Source organism: Clostridium lacusfryxellense, assembly GCF_018861735.1.
Classification (GTDB): Bacteria; Bacillota; Clostridia; order Clostridiales; family Clostridiaceae; genus Clostridium_AD; species Clostridium_AD lacusfryxellense.
In genome coordinates this window covers 1-19,942 of sequence record NZ_JAHLEB010000072.1, presented here as the reverse complement: position 1 = coordinate 19,942, position 19,942 = coordinate 1, and the positions used below count along the sequence as shown (strand labels likewise).

The window sequence follows — 19,942 nt, the reverse complement described above, 5'->3', positions numbered from 1 at the left end:
GATACTCCTACTAATATTTTCTGTAGCTAAATCATTTTCCAGTTTCCAATTTAGAACTTATATCCTAATTTTACCAATAGGTGTTTTTTTCATAGGTTAGTTAACACTATCAATTTTATAATTTCCTAGACATTGAGTTCATGTATCTATATGATTTTTTTATATCAAATAGAATTTTGAGTATAAAAAAAAGACCTCTTCCCATTGGGGCGAAAAGTCTATCGCGGTACCACCCATTTTTATATCTTAATTTTATAACGATGTATAATTCATATACACCGGCACGGCTTACCTTATTAGTTATATACATACTGCTATATATAGTAACTATATAATTTCAGCTTACAACTCCAGGGTGAGTTTCAACATTAACTATTTATGGGTTTACAGCTTCCCCCACTCTCTTAGAAATATGAAGAATGTTTACTTTCCCTATCTTAGTTTTCACAATATTCAATATTTTCTTTATATTATAATTTAGTATACTTTATGAAGTTTTCTTTGTCAATGTTTTAGATCATTTGAGATCATTTAATATGATAATAAACCTAATTATCGTCCTCATTTTGCTTAGTGATTTTCTCTGACCACTTTTCTGTTAAAAGGCCTAGCCATAAAGAAAGTAATAAGGAAAATATGAATATGCTAAAACATGATGCTAATCTCTATTTTATTTGTATAATTCTGCTATTAAGTGTATGGTTTACATATACTTATAAAAACTCCAATACCCTTATATTATAGGGCATTGGAGTCTACATTGAACTAGATAAGTCAACTAACACATTTGGGAGGTAATCCGTGATCAAAGATAATAATGAAATATTTTTTAATGATATAGCGAAAGACTGGAATAAAGATATCCCTATAATTAATTATAAAATAGCTAGGGCCATTATAGAGAATCTCCATATTGGCCCTGGTTGCTCTGTTTTAGATGCAGCATGTGGTACTGGAATACTTTACTCAATTCTGGAAAACAAATCCTTATTTCAATATGTTGGAATAGATATTTCTGGAAAGATGATTGAAGAATTTCGTAATAACTATCCACTCGCAGATCTTAGAAAAGCTGATTTCGAATCAAAAGTACTACTTGAAATACCTTTTGATTATATTATCATCTTTAATAGCATTCCACACTTCAATAATTTGGATGCTATATTCGAAAATGCATATAATAATTTAAATAGCGAGGGTAAATTTATTATTGCCCATTCTAAAACGAGACAAGGACTAAAAGAACATCATTCTAGGATTGGATTTGTATCTGACAAAAAGAATCCAATTCCTACTGATGAGCAACTCTTAGAATGTTGCAAGATACATGGATTTTCTGATTTAACAATAGTAGACATCGATTACTTTTGTTTTTCAGCTAGGCGTAAGTAAACTCATCTCATCCTCCCTATTTTCTACTCTCTACATATATAATTGAAGGTATAGCTCTCTCTCCCAAACCATCTGACGGACTATTTATAATCTCATCATTATAAACCATTGTGGCAGAAGATCCGCCATCTAAGTTACTAGCATTAACAGCCCCATTATCATACAACAAATCTTGTACTTCTTTTAATGTAGCACCTAAACTCTTTACTTGCCTACCGTCAACAACTAATAACATTATTGCTCCATCTTTTCTTTGTGCAATGGCTGTTCTACCTGAGATCCCCCAACTGCCGTTGTTTCCTTTCTTCATAGTTTTTTTCCCATTAACTATAAGTGCCGGTCCAAAAGAAACTGCTTCAGTCACTAAATCGTCTTTCATCTCCTTAATACTATGAGGACCAACCAACAATTTTCCTGACTTTGTTAATGCTACAACATCTTTTTTTAAATTTTCATCTTTTATATCATTATGAATATTTTTCCCATTAGACATTATAATTCCTAGTGGCATTGCCCCAGTTCCTGCCCACTTTACCCCAGCAACTCTATCTGTAAACGCACCACCGTTAATTGCAGCAACTGCATTGTTATTTTTAGCAATTTCGCTAGTTCTTTCACCTTCTTTGTATAGCATGCTGGTATAACCTACTTTTATCCTAGTTGGATCATTAATTACTAGGAGATATCCCACGAATGTCTTCCCCGATACGTCATACCTTTCTATACCATTATCATTTTTTTTCTCTACTTTCACATCAGAATCTGCAACCTTTACGTTATCTTGGACTATAGTTTCCACTGTTTGTTCATCCATAATTTCTTTTATTTTTTCATCTGATAAAAACGTTGTAGCTAGCCATTGCAATGTAAGTGTAGTCATTACTGAACCTACTATTATGTTTTTTGCATTTTTAAAAGGACCATAATAAACAACAAACGGACCAGTAACTGCTGTAAAAGTTAGTTCAAACACTATAAATAATATAACAAGTGTGATTAAAGGCTTTTTTTTCTTTATAGTTTTTTTTGCTTTCATATTTCCATCCTTTATGCGCAATTTATTGTTATTAATAGTTTATTTTTTTAAGATTTTTCATTGAAATATTCGGATTTCAAAATATAATAATATAATGTTGTAACCTCTTTATCCTCTAGTGCCTTCAACCTCTTAGTATTTTGAAACCTATATTTAAATCCACATTTCTCAATTACTCTTTTAGAATTATTATTAAAATCAAAATGTCCACACCAGACTAAATCTACATTAAGTTGATTAAAACAATTCTCTATTAAACAATTTACTGCCTCAGGAATAAATCTATTACCCCAATATTTAGGGTTTAAGACGTAACCTATTTCCTTTTGTTTTAAGTAAGAAAGGGTTATATCAGGTTTTCTATCATGTAGTCCTATGCTACCAATAACCTTATTTTCTGATTTTAAGACAATAGCATATGTATCATTATTTTTAATAAACATTTTTATAATTATTTTACCTTCTTCTTCAGTCTTATGTACTGCCCAACCAGCACTAGGTCCTACTAATTCACTTTTTGCATATTCATATAAATCTTCACTGTCACTATCTTTCCACTGCCTTAGCTCCAATCTATTAGTTAATAATGTTTCCATATCATTATCCTCCCCCTTTTTTTACCAGTATTTTTACTTACTTCCCTCTTCTAAATGTCATGAATTAGCTCCTTTAATAGTCAGTAAGTAAAACATTTCAATATATGGTGGAGCTTGTTTATATCTATGTTTTTAATATAAATCTAATTATACTATTTTTACCGTAAATTGGATATAAAAAATATGTATTATTTTAACTAAAATTGTACATATTTTTATTCTCTAGTCTCGAAATATGAAGCTTGGAATTTATGTATTATTTTGTATTTGATAATGTTATAATTATAAAATGAATGGCTGGTGATGAAGTGAATAAAAAATTCGTTATACCTCTAATAATAATTTTTCTAATATTAACCATTGCTTATATATTTGTACCTTTTAAATCCATCATTAATGAATATATTTTTAACATCTTTAAACCCAAGTTTATAGTATCAGAAAATTCTTCAAAAGTTGATAACAACAAAAATGGGGTAGCAGATCCATTGGATATTGTTAATGGAGCCTATAGTGAAGTTCAAAATAAAACAAAGTATATTAGTAATTATCATAACGGAGGATATCCACCTGAAAAAGAAGGGGTATGTACCGACGTAATCTGGAGAGGCTTTAAAACTGCTAACATTAATATAAAAGACCTTATTGATGAGGACATAAAAAGAAATATTAGACTTTATCCTAGAGTAGACGAGAAGGCAGACCCTAACATTGATTTCAGACGAGTTCCCAATCAGGATGTTTTTTTTAGTAGAAATGCTCTAAGTTTAACCACCGAAGTTAAAGCTAGGAATGCTGAAAATTTAAAAGAATGGCAACCTGGCGATATTGTAGTATTTAATAAAGGGTATGAACATATTGGTATTATTTCTGACAAAAGAGATAAAAATGGAATTCCTTATGTTATTCATAATACGAAACCTCATGCTAGTATATTAAAGCTTTCTTACTTTACAGCTCCAGTGCACGCTCATTATAGATGGAAATTTGATTAACTAAAAACCTAGGAGTAACCCTAGGTTTTTTATAATTTTAGTAACACTATCTAAACCTCAAAAATAATTGGAATACGTCTTAACTTCATTTCTCCATTTATAATTCGAACATCAACTTCCTCAATTAAATCCCTATATACACCATCCTTTAAATTTATACTGTAATCTCCTGTTTTTCCTTCTACATTAAATATTCCTATAATCTTTTTACCATCATGCGTATATTCCGCTTGAATAACACCAATCTTATTACACTTTAATATTTTATAGTTTCCAAATGAAAATATTTCATTTCTTTTAATAGCTATCAACTTTTTTATATAATTAAAATACTCCTTATCTATATTCCAATTGACCAAATCTTTATCAAAAAGACTAGGACAATTGTTATCCCGGGCTTCCTGTCCTGCATAGATAAGTTGTGTTCCTTTTTCAAAGAAAGAAAAAGCTGTCCAATTTTTCAAATGGACTTCATCTCTAAGTAGCAATGAAGCTCTAGGGTTATCATGATTTTCGAGAAACCTCAATTTAACATAATTATTTGGGTATATATATTCTTGGGTTCTTTTCTTTTCTAAGTACTCTTCTAATGATATATTTCCAAATAAATAGCTAGTGAAATATCTATAAGTATCATAATCATAACTAATATCAAAAGCCTCAAATATTTCACTATCAGAATGACACAATAATCCTTCTCCCCGTAAATATAATAGAAAATCTTGATCTACAGACTCACTTAGCCAAATTGTATCCTCATTAATCGCTTTAACTTCTTCTCTTGCTCTCTTCCAAAAATCAATTGGTATAAGTGGTGCAACATCACATCTAAAGCCATCAATTCCTAATCTGCTCCAATATTTTAATGTTTCTACTTGATAATCCCATAGTTCATTATTGTTATAATCAAGGTCTATAATATCACTCCATTCACCAACCTTATTTCCTACTGACCCATCTTTTTTTCTATAAAACCACTCAGGATGTTCATTAAGCAATTTGGAATCATGTGAGGTATGATTATAAACAACATCTATAATAATTTTCATTTTTCTTTTATGAGTTTCATCTATTAGCAATTTAAAATCTTCTAGATTCCCATACTCAGGATTTACCTCTCTGTAGTCCTCAATTGAATATGGACATCCAAGACTTCCTTTTCTATTTGCTATCCCAATAGGATGTATGGGCATTAACCAAATAATATCTATTCCTAAATCCTCTATTCTGTCTAAATCCTTGATAACTCCTTTAAAATTACCTTCTTCACTATGATTTCTTACATATATCGAATAAATAACCTTACTTCTTAAAGAAACATTTGTATCTTTAGCCATCGTAACACTCCACCTTTTCTTGTGATTTTACTACATTTACACGCTTTATACCTTCATCATAAAATCTATGTACTTTAGCTTTTTTTCATTAAAGCAAAAAGGCAAATGATAACAATAATTTCGTTATTACTTGCCTTTTTAAAATTTAAATATAACCTTTATTTAATACTCTTGTATCTACTGTATGCGTCAGTACGGATTTTTACCAATTTATCTAATCCCATGTTATTTAGTTTTTTTACATATGCATCCCAGCCCGCATCAATACCACCTTTTGTAATCCATTGTGCACGCATTTGGCCCACATAAGTATCAATATCTGTAGTCAAAGTTGGTATTTCCTGATTTTCTTCAACTGTATACATTACATTTGGAAAAGGAGTTGTAACATATGCATCACCAAGTTTACTAAGTTCTACTTTAAGTCCATCACCACTCTTAGGAGACAATGCAATCTTCTTTTGGAAATCAGCACTTATATATTTAGGTCCGAAATCACGTAGACTTTGATCCCAGTACCACGCATCTGCGCTAGTGCCTTCTGGTGGATTATTTAGAGAAAAGGTATCATTACTATTTTTTGTTATTACTGTTCCTTCTGCACCCCAGAAGTTCTGAATGCTTGCTTCACCTGTATAAAATTGATCAAGCCAACGCGCTGCAACTTCAGGTGTTTTACACCCAGCAGTAATTAATGCTTCATTTCTTTGTATACTGAATACACCATTTGTATCACCAGGTGCATACTGTTTTCCATCAGTTCCTTTAATTGGTGCAATAGCTTGATATTGACTTGACCATGTTCCAAAAGTTGCATCTGGTGTCCATGCATATGTGAACCCAACTCTAGCAGCCTTTGGATCTTGTTTTTTAGATGTTATCATTGTATTGTCTTGTGTAAACATCTCACGATCAATAATTCCTGCTGCATACAACTTCTGCAACCACTTAACTCCATCTTTATATTGATTTGAAGTCGGGTAATAAACCGGACTACCATCATTAATCATCATACTATTAACATTAAGATCAGTAATACCAAATGGATTCAACAAATTTATTGTAAAATCAGTAATTGGAATTTCATCAGCTTTACCATTACCATTGGGATCTTTTGTCTTAAAAGCTAATAAAACATTATATAATTCATCCAAAGTTGTAGGTGCCTTAAGCCCAAGCTTATCTAGCCAAACTTTATTTATCACAGGTTGATATTCGGTTTGAGGACGACTTGGAAGATTTTTACCAAATGAATACATCTTTCCATCAGGGAATGTTTCCATTTTCTTTAATTCAGGTAATTTATTCAAAGCCTCAGTGTAGTTTGGCATATATTTTTTAGCTAAATCATCTACTGCCACAAACAAACCTTGATTTCCTATAATATCAGAATCACTAAAGGTCTGGTTACCGAGTATAACGTCTGGGAGGTCACCTGAAGCTAACAACACTGACTTTTGTGTTGCCCAATCATTTAGAGATTGTACCTCCCATTTAATCTTAACATTAGTATTAGTCTCTAAATCTTTTACCCATTTATTCTTTGTAAAGCTATCCCCCATACTTCCCCACCTTGTAGTTAGGACTGATAATGTAGCTTTCTTATTCACAATTGGAAGTCCTGTTGAATTGAAAGTGGCCTCTTGCTTATCACTAACAGTTTCAGCAACTTTCTTACTACCACATCCAGCCATGCTTGAAGCCAGTAGGCCAGCTAACAATAAAAGGTTAATTGATCGTTTTACTGCTTTTTTCATTTTTTAATTCCCCCTATAAATTTAATATATGACAAAGCGCTTAGCCTTTTACTGCGCCAATCATTACTCCTTGATTAAAATACTTTTGCGTGAAAGGATATACACACATAATCGGAACTGTTGAAATAATAATCACCGAATACCGCATCATGCTAGAAAGTCGTAACGCGACTTGTGCTGCCTCACCAGTTCCCATAGAACCCTGCATACTGTTTACTATTAAAATATTGCGCAAAATTAACTGCAGTGGATACCTTGAACTATCTTTCAGATAAATTAATGCATTAAAATAAGAATTCCACATTCCAACTGCTGTCCACAATGCCAAAACAGAAATAATAGCTTTTGATAGTGGTAACACAATCTTAAAAAAGTATCCGAGATTTCCACAGCCATCAATTTGAGCTGCATCCCATAATTCATCTGGAATACTACTTTGAAAAAAGGTACGTGCAACAATTATATTAAAAACAGATACTGAAAATGGAAGTACCATTACAGCAAAAGTATTATACAAATGAAATTCCTTTATGGTAAGAAACGTAGGAATTAAACCACCATTAAAAAACATAGTGAAAACAAACATCATCATAAAGAACTTTTTTCCCACTAAATTCTTTCTTGATAATGCAAAAGCCGCCGATACATTAACAGCAATACCTACGAAGGTTCCGACTATCGTATACATAATAGTATTTGCGTATCCTGTCCAGATATCATTATGTTTTAGTAACTCCTTATAGCCATCAAACGTAAATCCCTTAGGCACTATCCATACTTGGCCACTGGATACTGCATATGGATCACTAAAGGAGGCAATCACAACAAAATATAGTGGATACAGCACAATTAGTAACATAATGGCTGCCAAACCATAAACAATTATGTTAAAAACATTATCATTCTTTGATTGCTTTATTTTTTTACTAAATTTCTGCTTTGAGTGTTTAGTTTCACTTACACTTAATACTGTATTTCCCATGCTCTCTTCTCCCTTCTTTACCATAAGCTGTTTTCACTAGTCTTTTTGGAAATCTGATTTACAGTGATTAAAAGAATAAAATTAATAATAGTACTAAACAAACCAATGGCAGCAGAATAACTATATTGAGCACTAAGTAACCCAATTTTATAAACATAAGTTGAAATAACTTCACTACTTGCAATATTTAAAGTGTTCTGCATAAGATAAACTTTCTCAAAACCTAATCCCATTAACCCTCCTACTCTCAGTATAAGGAGGATAGCAGCTGTAGGCGCTAACATAAATAGATCAATGTATATAATTTTTTGCCAATTAGTAGCTCCATCAATAGTTGCCGCCTCGTAAAGACTTGGATCAATAGCAGAGAGTGCAGCTATGTAGATTATGCTATCCCAACCAGTGTGTTGCCAAACATCAGACAATACATAAATATGACTAAAGGCACCAGCTTCTCCCATTAAGTTTGGAAATTGTATACCAAGAAATTTGCTTAAATTTCCTAATATTCCTGAGTCAGGTGATAACATGAGCATAATCAAACCAACCATGACCACAGTCGAAATAAAGTGTGGCATATATGTAATAGTCTGAAATACTTTTTTGAATCGCAAAGCCCGCATTTGATTAACTGCTATAGCTAGTATTATTGGTAAAGGAAAGGAGATAATCATACTGTATATATTAATAATTAAAGTGTTTTTAATTGTTGCAGTAAACTGGTACGAATTAAAAAACTTTGTAAAATACTTATACCAAGGATTAGCCCACGAACTTCCGGTAATCCCCTTAACTGGCTGATAATCTTTAAATGCGATAATAATTCCATACATTGGTTTGTACGTAAAACAGATTAGAATCACTACAGCTGGCAACAATAATAAATATAGCCCCCAGTTTTCTTTAATTTGCTTAAAAGTAGATTTGGTTTTGCCTTTAGCAAGACCTGATTTAATCATATAAATTCCTCCAAACATAAATAATGATGATAATTAATATCTTTATTTGATCTAAACGTTTAGATTAATTAAAAACCACTAATACTTACTTTTTAATATGATATTTAAACCTTTTCATTTATTTATATTCATGTCTATCTAAACATATTACTACTTATAAATACATGTATATTTTAAGTTACTTTTTATTTTCTAAACGTTTAAATTAATTATAAGCCCTTTTATTATACCTGTCAATACGATGTTTAAACCTTTTCATATACAATTATTATATTATTGTATAATAGCACAATTTTTAAAATGGAATCTTTATGTTATAATTAATTTATATATAACTGAACACAATAGGAGGTATGAATTTGAGCACAAAACGAGCTACAATAAAGGATGTTGCCGCAGAATCCGGTGTATCTATTGCAACAGTATCCTATGTAATAAACAAAATTGATAAAGTTACCGAAGAAAAAATAAACAGAGTAAACTTAGCTATAGAAAAGCTCAAATACGAACCGAATCTCGCTGCAAGGAGCCTTGTAAAAAAAGAAGGTAGAATGATTGCAGTAATTACGTCCGCAGCCGCAGAAGATAAAGTATCACTGCTAACCATAAATCCATTCTTTCACGAATTTATAAATGGAGTTGAATTTTGTTGTAGAAAAAATGGCTACTCTGCGCTTATTATGGGAATAAATGATAACGAAGAGTTTAAAAGAATTATTAAAGGTGGCAATATAGCAGGTGTAATAGTAACAGGTTATATTAGCCGAGATAAGATAGAACTTCTAGATAACTCAACATTTCCAGTATTAATGCTTGATCAAGAAAAAACTAGTGACAATTTTATTTATTTACGTACAGATGATGAAAAAGGTGCCTACCTAGCAGTCCAGAACCTTGTAGAAAATGGCCATAGGAAGATAGGTCTATTAACAGGTCATTTATGGGAAAGCCCGGTTTATAGATCTAGATTTAATGGTTATAGAGCTGCACTTGAAAAATATAATATTGAATTTAGAGAGGATTATATTTTTCAAACTCAGATAAGCTTTGAGGGCGGTATAGATGCAGTTAAACAAATAATGCCTAAAATTGGGGAAATGACTTCGTTATTTTGTGCTTCTGATATTGTTGCTATAGGACTAGTAAAAGAACTTTATCACCATGGTATTTACGTACCAAAGGACTTATCTATTGTTGGTTTTGATAATATACAAAACAGTAAATTTTTCATACCAGAATTAACTACTATTTCTCAAAGTATATTTAAAAAAGGTGAAAAGGCTGCCGAACTTATATATAGTCGTTTAAATAATACTACATCCCCTACTGAAAATGAATATACTATGCCTGTTAGTCTTATTGTAAGAGAATCTGTATCAAAAATTTAGATTACAACAAATATACTTGTATGTGGCCTGAAACACAATAATCATTAAGAAAATCCCATTAAGCACATAAGAATTTCTACGTGTCTAATGGGTTTTTTTTACTTTTACCTTATTTAATTTTTATAAAACATTTTTTATTCTTACTACTTATTAAAAATTCAATACCATTATCTACTTCAATGAAATCAGCCTTTTTATCATCGACCATAACTTCTAATACCTTAACATTATTAATTCTAATCCTAAAACTCTCATACATTTTTTCATAACCATACTCGTAATTAATTTTTAAACTCACAACATCATTCTCATTTTGAAGCCTAAACTTATATAAATTATATTTCCCTGTCCTATACTCAAAGCTTTCTCCATCATCTTGGTAATGTACATAACTGCTTTCCTTGTTGGTAGATGATGGATATATATTTAATATTAACTCTTTAATTTCTTTTTCACCTACATAGTTTTGCGATGGATAATTAGGTATAATGCTCCCCGACTTAATATAAATAGGACATATATCCAGTGGTGCTTTTTTTATTATATACTGTCCCCCCTCAAATGTTTCATTAGTCCAATAATCAATCCAGCTATCACCTTTTGGTAAATAAACCATTCTTACATTTCTACCTTGTTCTACTATTGGTGCAACAAGTATATTTTCTCCACATAAAAACTGATCATTAATTTCATAGGTGTTCTCATCTTGTTGATAACTTAAAAGTAATGGTCTTATTACTGCAAGCCCTGTACTTTCTCCCTCCCACATAAGATCATATAGATAAGGTATTAATCTATATCTAAGTTTTATATATTTTCTATTTATATCTTCAGTTAATTGTCCAAAGGCCCATGGTTCCTGATCTCTTGTATAGTCTCTAGAGTGATTTCTAAATAGAGGCGTAAATGCACCTACTTGAACCCATCTACTTAAAAGTTCTGATGTACAATCAAAACTAAATCCCCCAACATCCGCTCCACAGAAACTCATCCCACTCAGGCCTAAATTCATAAGCATAGGTAGTGACATTCTTAAATGTTCCCATATGCTCTGATTATCACCAGTCCACACAGTAGAGTATTTTTGTGTTCCAGCATAACAGGCTCTTGTAATAACAAATGGTCTCTTTTTAGTATATTCTTTAATTCCATCATAGGTTGCCTTAGCCATATAATGACCATATACATTATGAAATTCTCTATGATCAGAAATAATTCCATCATTATAAAAATATATATCATCTGGTAGAGGTCCATTAAAACTAGCTGGTTCGTTCATATCATTCCATATACCAGCAACTCCATTATCTATAATATCCTTTTGATTTTCTCCCCACCATTTTCGAACTTTCTCATTAGCAAAATCTGGATATAGCGCATCTCCAGGCCAAACTTTGTCTACATGTGGAATTCCATCCTTGTCGATGGCAAAAAAATTATTTTTTATTCCTTCATCATATATTTTATATCCTTTGTCTTTCTTAACTGCAGGATCAATTATTGCTACCACCTTAAATCCTCTTTCTTTAAGCCCACTCAAAGTCTCTTTAGGATCAGGAAATTTATCCTTATCCCAGGTAAATACCCTATACCCATCCATATAATCTATATCTAAGTGAATCACATCACAAGGAATATCTTTTTTCCTAAAGTTATCAGCAATTTCTAGAAGTCTTGATTCCGGAGTATATGAGAACCTCGATTGCTGATATCCAAGTGTCCACATCTGTGGTAGTGGCGTAGTTCCAGTTATCTTTGTATATCCCCCTACAACTTCCTTTACTGATGGTCCATAAATAAAATAGTAGTCTAAATTTCCATCAACTGCTGAAAAGGAAAAATAATCTGCATTTTCCTTACCCATATCAAAATGTGTTTCAAATGTATTGTCAAAAAAGATACCAAAAGCCTGTTTATTTTTTAAGGCTATAAAAAAAGGAATTGTCTTATATAAGCACTCATCACATTCAACATGAGGACTTGGATCATCTGTATTCCACATCTTATAATGATAACCTTTTTTATTAAGATGTCCTGTTTGTTCCCCTAAACCATAGAAGAAAGTATTCCCTTCCATCTTTTTTAAAACCATCACTTTATACTTAGAGTCTTTTACCACTTTATGTCCTTCTAATGCTAGTACATCTAAATTCCCATGTCTTCTTATAAAAGAACACCTATCTCCCCTATAATCTTCGCATAAAACATTTCCATAATTATCGTATATATCTACTTTAAAATTTTCAAATATCTTCACTTTAAGTTTTTCTGTTGTAATAACTACGCCCTCATCCTCTTTAGTAACTTGAAAATAACATTTTTGATTTACAAAAGACTCCACCGCCTTTGAAGCACGTTCTACTCTAAAAAGTGGGACAAAAAAGTTAACTATACCTGAATTTATAATTTCTACTATAAGTGTCTTATTTTGAAATTGAATTTTTATTTTATTATCTTCTTTGACAAACGATTTTATTTTACCAAACATTTTATCACCCCTTGCATAATGTACTCATAATAATAGATGGAAACTGCCTTGATTTAGTTATATAATCAATTATCTAAACGTTTCAATTTAATTATAATAACTTTACTCCTATTATGCAACAAATTCTTTTGAATCTTTAAATATCACAACAGCTATTTATTAAATATATTCCTGAGCAAGTCACCATATATCAACAATAAGAATTAAAAATCATTATAAAACGCTTAAGAATACATTTGATATTATAACTTTTGAGGCTAATGTTCTTTATTCGCAAAATATCTAATCGTTTAAATGTTAATGTGTAGCTCAGACATAAAAATTCTAGTTTTGTAAATAACTCTAAACGCCATCTTTATTTTTAAAAAATAAAGATGGCGTTTGTTAATCTATTAATATCATATTTAAACCTTTTGGCACAATATATTGTATTTTTCTCACATTCAAAATTACCTTTTCATCATTTAGATCGTTAAACATTAATTTAGCTGTATGATTAAAAGAATCCAGTTCCACTTCTTTAATTTCAATCTTCTTACCTTTTTCATTTTTTGCCTTAAGCTCAAACTCTACTTCATTTTCAGGCACATTTAAAATAATATTGGTGGCGTTTATGTTATTAAGAGATATCCCTAGCTTATTAGTCTCAATCTGTTTATTTTTTATGTCTATAGTAATTTGATTACCCTGCTTATTAATATATTCAAATCCATCACATTTGAAACTTAAACCCTTTGCGTTAGTTATCCCACCCTGGGTTTCTACGTAAATCATATTATTTTCAATTTGAACTGTAACTTGGTTGGAACTTGAATACTCAATCCCATCCCCATCAACAAGCCTCGGTTCTATAACACCGGTTAATTTATTTTGCGCACTAACCAATTTACAATAAACTCTACTTCTTGACTTAGAAAGTTCCAATTTCTCGATTTTAAATAAACCTACTTCACTTTTAAATTCTTTTTCATGTACATTTACCACTTCTAGGTCCTTATTATAAATTTTATCATTTAGTAATATAGGAATACTTAAAGTTGTAATTTTATTTTTTATAAAGAGTTGTTTAATATCATTTTTTGCTTTTTCATCCAACTCTGAAAATGGTTTATTAAATGATGGATCATCCTTATAGACCTCTATTTCCATTTTGAAATCCTTAACTAAACCTTCTATAGCAACTTCTATATAGCCTTTACTTTCCTGTGATATGATACTCCATGGAAGCTCTTTACCATCAGCTTTATTTATAAATCTTATTTTTCCAAACCTTAAATCTTTATTTTCAATTTCATATCCAATCCATAACTTTAAGTCGTCTCCTGTTATTGTTGTTACTGTAAATTTTACACCCTTATCTTCTATAGTAGTATTTACTTCTTGAATATTGCCATTATCAATTACATTTTTAAATCCACTATCAAAATTAACCACTTTTATTAGTGCCTCTAATCCTGGTACTCTGACTAAAGCTAATGCTAGCTTTGGAGAAACATTAACTAATACTACAAATACTAACATAGCTGCGACCACTGATTTTATTATGTTAATAATAGCTTTATTTCTTTTGATGTATTCTTCTTTTTTAGATTTTCTTTTCATTTTCAAATCAGTTACTACTAACCTTATTAGCTTGTGGTTTTTATTATTTAAATTATTTTCTTGTGGTATATCATGCTTTTCTGCGTCCATTTTTATTTTTTCATGAAGTTTTGCCCGAATTAGATCCTTTTCAGTATCAAATGAATTTTCTATATCTATCTTTGAAATTTTGTTCTCCATTATAATACTCAAATTATCCTCAGAAATATTATCTATTATATCAAAAATATCCTCATCATTCATATCACACTATCTCCTTACATCTAATTTTTTTAAGCGATAGCCTGCACCTATATAATCTATTATCTACAGAACTAACAGTGGTATTAAATGACTTTGCTATTTCTTTTATTCCATAATTCATGAAATATCTAAGGTGAAAATATGTCTTATCAGGTTCTTTGAATTTATTGATTATATCTAAGAATTCATTTTCAAAAATTATATCAGATACCTCCTCCTCAACGCTAGTAGATAAATCTACATTATCAATAGACGTATTTAAATGCTTTTGTGTATGACTTTGAAGTTTGCGTCGAAAGTTAAGCGCTACAGTTTTTGTCTTAACATTTATAAACGTATCAAAGGAGCCACGTTCGGCATCAAATTTATAAATTTCTTTCCATAAAGCTAAAAATACATCACTTACACATTCTTCATTATCTTCTTTTGTCCCATAATTACCTATAATTCTTTTTACATAATAATATATTCTATTAAAATACAAATCATATAAATCATCCACAGCACTCTCATCTCTTTCTTTTAGTCGTCTAACCAATTTATTTATCACATTTAAACACCTCTCGTATAGTAATACACATTAAACAGACTTAATCTCTCAATTAAGTGAAAAATAATAATATTAAATTTATAATACCATCTTTTTTAATTAAAGCATTACCACAATTATGGTAGCTTTTTTCCCTAATAATTAAACCAAAAAATAATTAATAGTAAAACCATAAAATATTTTTGTATTATGATTTCACTATTGAATAATTTCATTTGTCCATTATCCCAATTTCTATATTGATAATATTGCCTTAAAATATATCATATCTTGAACCTGGCTAACTCCTTGTATTTATAATAAAGATAAACCCTGCTAAAATAAAATTAGGTGAACCTACAATAAGCACAAAATTAGTTATTTTACTTCTTCTAATTCTATCTTCTTTTATATCTGTAGAATAATTTGACCTAAGCCTGTCTCCACTTATAAAAGCTCCATTTAATATTCCAGCTATAACAAAACATACTAAGCCAATAATCCCACTGATTTGGATTGTTAGCATCCAATTGTTTAATATTTTACCTAAAATGATGCTAATACACATTATACCCAAACTGAGAATAATTGTTTTCTTCACTTTAATCCCCCCTATATTCTATGCTAGTTATATCTTTTCTTCTTTCTTATTAATTTCTAATAGTACATCATAAAATAATTTAGGCTGATCTAACATTGTCATATGTCCAGCATTAGGTATTAAATAGAACTTCTTGTATGGAGCATTAATTGTTTCAAAATATTTTTGAGCAATAACATAAGGTGTTTGCCAATCATTTCCGCCCAATATATAATAAATTGGTACTTTATATTCAGTTGGTTCTAACATTAAGTCAAAGGCTCCTAAAAAATCTATTATTTTTTCGTTTGCTCTTAGGCCTTTTATCATTGCAGGTATATCTGATAACTTAAATATAGGACTTTTAAAAACAGCCTTAAATATAGAAAAATCCATCTTAATAGCTAGATTATATTTTCCTTGAAGTCTACGGATTTTACCACATTTATCCATAGCTTTGTTATCAAATTTTTCTCCTGGATAATCTCCTATATCTTCAAGCTTTTTTAGAGATTTTTTATCGTTTGCCTGTAAAATCATTTCTTTAACCTTTTCGTAGCCAACACGCTCATTTTCTAGCATACTAACAACTTGTCCTACTCCGATGTAATAGGCTACTTCCTCTGGATATCGTTTTATAAACGTACTTCCTAAAACACTTCCCCAAGAATGACCAAGTATAATTACCTTTTGTTTTTTATATTTTCCCTTTAAATATTGAATAATCTCAAACAAATCCTTTAACATCAAGTCAATTGTAGGATAGTTATGTGGATTTTTAGTAAGAGTTTTTCCAGAGCCACGTTGATCCCAATGAACTACCGTGAAAATCTCTTCCCATTTTTCCTGAAATATATGAGCAAATAGTGATTCAGCGCTTCCAGGCCCACCATGCAAAAACACCATTACTGGATTATCATACTTTGTCCCAGAATGAAATAGATACTGATTAATCCCATTGATTGAAACATATTCTTCAATATTTATTAAACGTTTTGTCTTATTCCTCATAATTCTAATTTTCCTCCTTCTATTTTGTACTTGAATATAATAATTCACTAATAATATATATATTTTCTTAATTATACTATTATTACCGTAATTTAGGTATAAAAAAATAGTTGTGTCTTAAAAACTATAGCAATGCTATTATTATTTTGTATAGTTTTCCATTAGAACTTTCTTTTGAAAGTAATGTAACATTTAGGCTAAAAATGTGACTAATAATATGAAAGGGGGATTTAAGTGAAACAATTAGAGAATTTCTATATAATTTATAAACAAGATGTCTACATGTATCTACTTTCCCTTACTCATAATCCTAACCTTTCAGAAGATTTACTTTCAGAAACCTTTGTAGCATCAATGTCATCTTTTGTAAACTTCAGAGGACAATCAACAGTAAAGACATGGCTCTGCTCTATCGCTAGAAACTTATGGCTTCAAAGTATTAGGAAAGAAAACCATATTGTTGAATATAACGATCTACTGCAATTGTATGCATCGGATAGTATAGCTGAAAAACTAATTACAAAAGAAACCGTAAAAAGAATTAAAGCTCTATTATTAGAAAAAGATGAACGTACTCAAAAGATAGTCAATATGCGCGTAAACGGCTATAGCTTCGGTGAAATTGCACATGATGTAAATATATCAGAAAGCTCAGCAAGGGTTATTGATTTTCGCACAAAAAAATGGATTAAATCCATCTTGGAGAAGGAGGAACTAGGTTGAATATATCTTGTAATGTAATACTAGATTTAATACCACTTGTAAAAGATGGTGTTGCAAGTGATGATAGCACTAAAATAGTTAAAAAACATATTAAATCATGTGAGAAATGTAAATCAGAATTTGAAACCTTTGAAATCATAAATCCCTCACAATCAACTATCAAAGATAAAAAAATAATCTTTGCTATGAAACGTAGTATTTTTGTAACACAACTTATTATTCTTATATCAGGTGGAGTTCTGGGAATCGCACTCTCAAGCTCTATAGGCATGTTTTATAACTTTATAATAATGCCTATAATTGGTGGTGTTTCCGTTATTGCTTTTAAGAAGAAATGGTATATGGCCCCTCTTGCAATTTTCATTCTTTCATTTTTATATCAAGCTATAATTGAAATAGTAACAGGTAGTTTTGAATGGTTTTTTCTATATGATGGGTTATATTACAGTGTTATATATACTGTTTTAGTTCTACTAGGCATTGTCATTGCAAAGCTTCTACAGTTTACATTTAAGAAGGAGATGTGAATATTATGAAAAATAAAAATAAACTAACATTTAAAATACTTGCAGGTATAGCAGCTTTAACACTTATTAGCTTTGTACTTCTTATTACTAATGCTACTGTCGGTAATCCAATATCTCAACGGATGGCAGGCATTGCTATTAAAGAATATGTAGATAAAAACTATTCCTCATTGGATCTAGAAATAGGAAAAGTTAATTATGACTTTAAGGAAACAGCATATGTGGGGATGGCAAAATCTAACACAAGTATTGATACTAAGTTTGGGGTATTTTATAAGAACGGCAAAATTCAAAGAGATGATTATACAAGCCACGTATTAAGCATGTTTAATACAAGCCTAAGGTTAGAAGATGAATATTCTGCAATTGCAAAGAGTATTTTCACCAAAGAAATTGGTTATGCTGATAACACAACAATGGTGTCTAGCAAATCAGAATCCGGAAAATCAGAAGAATCAATGGACGCTTTAACACTTGATATGAAATTCGACAAGAAATTATTCGCAGACCCCCAGGTAATAATTCGACTTAATTTAGAAGATAATTCACTAGATATCATATCACAAATTATAACTCTTGCTCATAAGGCATATGTGAGCAAGAATTGTATTTTCAGCAGGTACAGTTTGTATGCTCAAAATGGAGACAGATACTATGTAGATGTTACCGGAGTTACCCCCGCAGATATTGAAAGTGGAAATCTTAGAAATCTACTTGAGAAGGCTAAAACAAATCGTAGTGGTACAGGGATGAGTGTTTTAATTGTAGAGAAAACTAAATAGCTGCAACGGTATATATCTAAAAATCCTGCTACCATTAAATAGTTAGCAGGATTTTTTTCAAATATTTACAATTTAATTACATTGTGGTATAGTTTAATTACACTATGTCACGTCGTGATATATCTCACCTAGACTTAAAATAATTGTGGAGGGCATATATGGATAAAATATTTAAAACTTTTTTACCTATGACTGAGACGGCTTATTATATTTTGTTATCCTTAGCAGAACCTAGACACGGTTACGCGATAATACAACATGTTGAAGACATAACAAAGGGTAGGATTACATTAGGTTCAGGAACAGTTTATGGGACCCTTACAAAGCTTCAAAATAATGGCGTAATTTCCGTTTTTTCTGATGAGAAAAGACGTACCGTATATGAAATAACTGAAATAGGTAAGAAACTTATCCTTTCGGAAATAGAAAGAATAAAAGAAATTTATGAAAATGCAGTGAGATTCGAGGGGGATTTTTATGAGTAAGAATGTCTTTAGACCATTTTGGAACCTTGATATTATAGAAACAGAAAACTGGTTATGTGAAATGTCCACTTACGGTTATTACTTAAAAGAGATTAAAACCGCAACTAAAGTATTTGTTTTTGAAATAAAAGAACTTGAAATGAATGAGTTTGAAGAAATACAATATAAAATTTGTTACCATAAAACAGGGATAATCGTTGCTTCTGGATTATTATTGAAAAACGGATGGAATAGTGTTTTCACAAAGGGAAAATGGAGTATACTTGCAAATAAAAATGATAAAGCTCAAATAAAAACACATCCTTCAAGAGAAAATTTATTAAATAGAAGTCGTTTTATAAAATACTCTATAGGATTACTATTAGCGATGTGGTTTGTGATGTCATTAATGCCAATGATATTTCTTACGGAGCTACTTTTGTGAATGTCAACGAATTTCTTTACCACTTGCTACTGAATTTGTTTACCAGTAGTGACAATGAAAAAGTTTACCACTTTACTATTTTTGCTACTGAAAAAGTTTACCACTT

The 19,942-nt window shown here is 30.5% G+C and carries 19 protein-coding genes and 1 other annotated feature; of the genes, 8 read left to right on the top strand and 11 right to left on the bottom strand.

The genetic code is table 11. The annotated features are described in order from the left end of the window. Nucleotides 1-202 precede the first annotated feature (202 nt). Nucleotides 203-448 (bottom strand) — a binding site (T-box leader). A 353-nt stretch (nt 449-801) separates the two neighbouring features. Further along, nucleotides 802-1,392 carry a class I SAM-dependent DNA methyltransferase gene (locus KPL55_RS23430; protein WP_216309179.1) on the top strand — a complete coding sequence of 197 codons (591 nt, stop codon included), beginning with the start codon at nt 802-804 and terminating at the stop codon, nt 1,390-1,392. 16 nt (nt 1,393-1,408) lie between these two features. Here KPL55_RS23430 and KPL55_RS23425 read toward each other — a convergent pair whose 3' ends face one another. Next, a complete protein-coding gene (locus KPL55_RS23425; RefSeq protein ID WP_216309178.1) occupies nt 1,409-2,428 on the bottom strand; it encodes a phosphodiester glycosidase family protein in 1,020 nt (339 codons plus the stop codon). Between the two features lie 47 nt (nt 2,429-2,475). Further along, a complete protein-coding gene (locus KPL55_RS23420; RefSeq protein ID WP_216309177.1) occupies nt 2,476-3,024 on the bottom strand; it encodes a GNAT family N-acetyltransferase in 549 nt (182 codons plus the stop codon). Between the two features lie 293 nt (nt 3,025-3,317). Between KPL55_RS23420 and KPL55_RS23415 the strand changes: the two genes are divergently transcribed. Further along, complete coding sequence (locus tag KPL55_RS23415) at nt 3,318-4,019, top strand: DUF1287 domain-containing protein (RefSeq protein ID WP_216309176.1); 702 nt, start codon at nt 3,318-3,320, stop codon at nt 4,017-4,019. Nucleotides 4,020-4,069: 50 nt separating this feature from the next. Here KPL55_RS23415 and KPL55_RS23410 read toward each other — a convergent pair whose 3' ends face one another. The 4 genes from KPL55_RS23410 to KPL55_RS23395 form a co-directional block, all read right to left on the bottom strand. Beyond that, the gene (locus tag KPL55_RS23410; protein ID WP_216309175.1) at nt 4,070-5,356 is read right to left on the bottom strand and encodes an alpha-amylase family glycosyl hydrolase; all 1,287 of its coding nucleotides are present in this window, start codon (nt 5,354-5,356) and stop codon (nt 4,070-4,072) included. A 158-nt stretch (nt 5,357-5,514) separates the two neighbouring features. Then, nucleotides 5,515-7,113, bottom strand: coding sequence for a type 2 periplasmic-binding domain-containing protein (locus KPL55_RS23405; protein WP_216309174.1), 1,599 nt, complete (start codon nt 7,111-7,113; stop codon nt 5,515-5,517). Between the two features lie 40 nt (nt 7,114-7,153). Further along, the gene (locus KPL55_RS23400) at nt 7,154-8,095 is read right to left on the bottom strand and encodes a carbohydrate ABC transporter permease (RefSeq protein WP_216309173.1); all 942 of its coding nucleotides are present in this window, start codon (nt 8,093-8,095) and stop codon (nt 7,154-7,156) included. Between the two features lie 17 nt (nt 8,096-8,112). Further along, nucleotides 8,113-9,054, bottom strand: a complete 942-nt coding sequence (locus KPL55_RS23395) for an ABC transporter permease (protein ID WP_216309172.1) — start codon at nt 9,052-9,054, stop codon at nt 8,113-8,115. A gap of 359 nt (nt 9,055-9,413) precedes the next feature. Between KPL55_RS23395 and KPL55_RS23390 the strand changes: the two genes are divergently transcribed. Continuing rightward, complete coding sequence (locus KPL55_RS23390; protein ID WP_216309171.1) at nt 9,414-10,442, top strand: LacI family DNA-binding transcriptional regulator; 1,029 nt, start codon at nt 9,414-9,416, stop codon at nt 10,440-10,442. A gap of 109 nt (nt 10,443-10,551) precedes the next feature. Here the strand turns inward: KPL55_RS23390 and KPL55_RS23385 are convergent, their stop codons facing one another. The 5 genes from KPL55_RS23385 to KPL55_RS23365 all read right to left on the bottom strand — a co-directional run bounded on the left by KPL55_RS23385 (nt 10,552) and on the right by KPL55_RS23365 (nt 16,895). Continuing rightward, nucleotides 10,552-12,930 carry a glycoside hydrolase family 31 protein gene (locus KPL55_RS23385; protein WP_216309170.1) on the bottom strand — a complete coding sequence of 793 codons (2,379 nt, stop codon included), beginning with the start codon at nt 12,928-12,930 and terminating at the stop codon, nt 10,552-10,554. A gap of 384 nt (nt 12,931-13,314) precedes the next feature. Then, nucleotides 13,315-14,775: a DUF4179 domain-containing protein gene (locus KPL55_RS23380; protein WP_216309169.1), complete on the bottom strand. Its 1,461-nt coding sequence runs from the start codon at nt 14,773-14,775 to the stop codon at nt 13,315-13,317. 1 nt (nt 14,776) lies between these two features. Next, nucleotides 14,777-15,325 carry a sigma-70 family RNA polymerase sigma factor gene (locus KPL55_RS23375; RefSeq protein ID WP_216309168.1) on the bottom strand — a complete coding sequence of 183 codons (549 nt, stop codon included), beginning with the start codon at nt 15,323-15,325 and terminating at the stop codon, nt 14,777-14,779. 280 nt (nt 15,326-15,605) lie between these two features. Beyond that, on the bottom strand, nt 15,606-15,905 hold the full coding sequence (locus tag KPL55_RS23370) for a DUF5316 domain-containing protein (protein WP_216309167.1): 300 nt from the start codon (nt 15,903-15,905) through the stop codon (nt 15,606-15,608). Nucleotides 15,906-15,932: 27 nt separating this feature from the next. Then, the gene (locus KPL55_RS23365) at nt 15,933-16,895 is read right to left on the bottom strand and encodes an alpha/beta fold hydrolase (RefSeq protein ID WP_216309166.1); all 963 of its coding nucleotides are present in this window, start codon (nt 16,893-16,895) and stop codon (nt 15,933-15,935) included. Between the two features lie 234 nt (nt 16,896-17,129). Here KPL55_RS23365 and KPL55_RS23360 point away from each other — a divergent pair, with 234 nt between their 5' ends. The 5 genes from KPL55_RS23360 to KPL55_RS23340 all read left to right on the top strand — a co-directional run bounded on the left by KPL55_RS23360 (nt 17,130) and on the right by KPL55_RS23340 (nt 19,836). After that, the gene (locus KPL55_RS23360) at nt 17,130-17,618 is read left to right on the top strand and encodes an RNA polymerase sigma factor (protein WP_216309165.1); all 489 of its coding nucleotides are present in this window, start codon (nt 17,130-17,132) and stop codon (nt 17,616-17,618) included. After that, nucleotides 17,615-18,145 carry a zf-HC2 domain-containing protein gene (locus KPL55_RS23355; protein ID WP_216309164.1) on the top strand — a complete coding sequence of 177 codons (531 nt, stop codon included), beginning with the start codon at nt 17,615-17,617 and terminating at the stop codon, nt 18,143-18,145. Before KPL55_RS23360 ends, KPL55_RS23355 begins: the two co-directional genes overlap by 4 nt. A gap of 5 nt (nt 18,146-18,150) precedes the next feature. Beyond that, entirely contained in the window at nt 18,151-18,927 is a 777-nt protein-coding gene (locus KPL55_RS23350) for a YfjL-like protein (RefSeq protein WP_216309163.1), read from the top strand. A gap of 158 nt (nt 18,928-19,085) precedes the next feature. Beyond that, a complete protein-coding gene (locus KPL55_RS23345) occupies nt 19,086-19,412 on the top strand; it encodes a PadR family transcriptional regulator (protein ID WP_216309162.1) in 327 nt (108 codons plus the stop codon). Then, on the top strand, nt 19,405-19,836 hold the full coding sequence (locus KPL55_RS23340) for a DUF2812 domain-containing protein (RefSeq protein WP_216309161.1): 432 nt from the start codon (nt 19,405-19,407) through the stop codon (nt 19,834-19,836). Before KPL55_RS23345 ends, KPL55_RS23340 begins: the two co-directional genes overlap by 8 nt. Nucleotides 19,837-19,942: the final 106 nt, after the last annotated feature.

Excerpts from the sequence above, each read along its gene's own strand:
- KPL55_RS23350 (WP_216309163.1), top strand. The coding sequence starts at position 18,151 with ATGAAAAATAAAAATAAACTAACATTTAAAATACTTGCAGGTATAGCA.
- KPL55_RS23410 (WP_216309175.1), bottom strand. The coding sequence starts at position 5,356 with ATGGCTAAAGATACAAATGTTTCTTTAAGAAGTAAGGTTATTTATTCG.
- KPL55_RS23420 (WP_216309177.1), bottom strand. The coding sequence starts at position 3,024 with ATGGAAACATTATTAACTAATAGATTGGAGCTAAGGCAGTGGAAAGAT.
- KPL55_RS23400 (WP_216309173.1), bottom strand. The coding sequence starts at position 8,095 with ATGGGAAATACAGTATTAAGTGTAAGTGAAACTAAACACTCAAAGCAG.
- KPL55_RS23415 (WP_216309176.1), top strand. The coding sequence starts at position 3,318 with ATGGCTGGTGATGAAGTGAATAAAAAATTCGTTATACCTCTAATAATA.
- KPL55_RS23340 (WP_216309161.1), top strand. The coding sequence starts at position 19,405 with ATGAGTAAGAATGTCTTTAGACCATTTTGGAACCTTGATATTATAGAA.
- KPL55_RS23385 (WP_216309170.1), bottom strand. The coding sequence starts at position 12,930 with ATGTTTGGTAAAATAAAATCGTTTGTCAAAGAAGATAATAAAATAAAA.
- KPL55_RS23345 (WP_216309162.1), top strand. The coding sequence starts at position 19,086 with ATGGATAAAATATTTAAAACTTTTTTACCTATGACTGAGACGGCTTAT.
- KPL55_RS23365 (WP_216309166.1), bottom strand. The coding sequence starts at position 16,895 with ATGAGGAATAAGACAAAACGTTTAATAAATATTGAAGAATATGTTTCA.
- KPL55_RS23425 (WP_216309178.1), bottom strand. The coding sequence starts at position 2,428 with ATGAAAGCAAAAAAAACTATAAAGAAAAAAAAGCCTTTAATCACACTT.
- KPL55_RS23395 (WP_216309172.1), bottom strand. The coding sequence starts at position 9,054 with ATGATTAAATCAGGTCTTGCTAAAGGCAAAACCAAATCTACTTTTAAG.
- KPL55_RS23380 (WP_216309169.1), bottom strand. The coding sequence starts at position 14,775 with ATGAATGATGAGGATATTTTTGATATAATAGATAATATTTCTGAGGAT.
- KPL55_RS23405 (WP_216309174.1), bottom strand. The coding sequence starts at position 7,113 with ATGAAAAAAGCAGTAAAACGATCAATTAACCTTTTATTGTTAGCTGGC.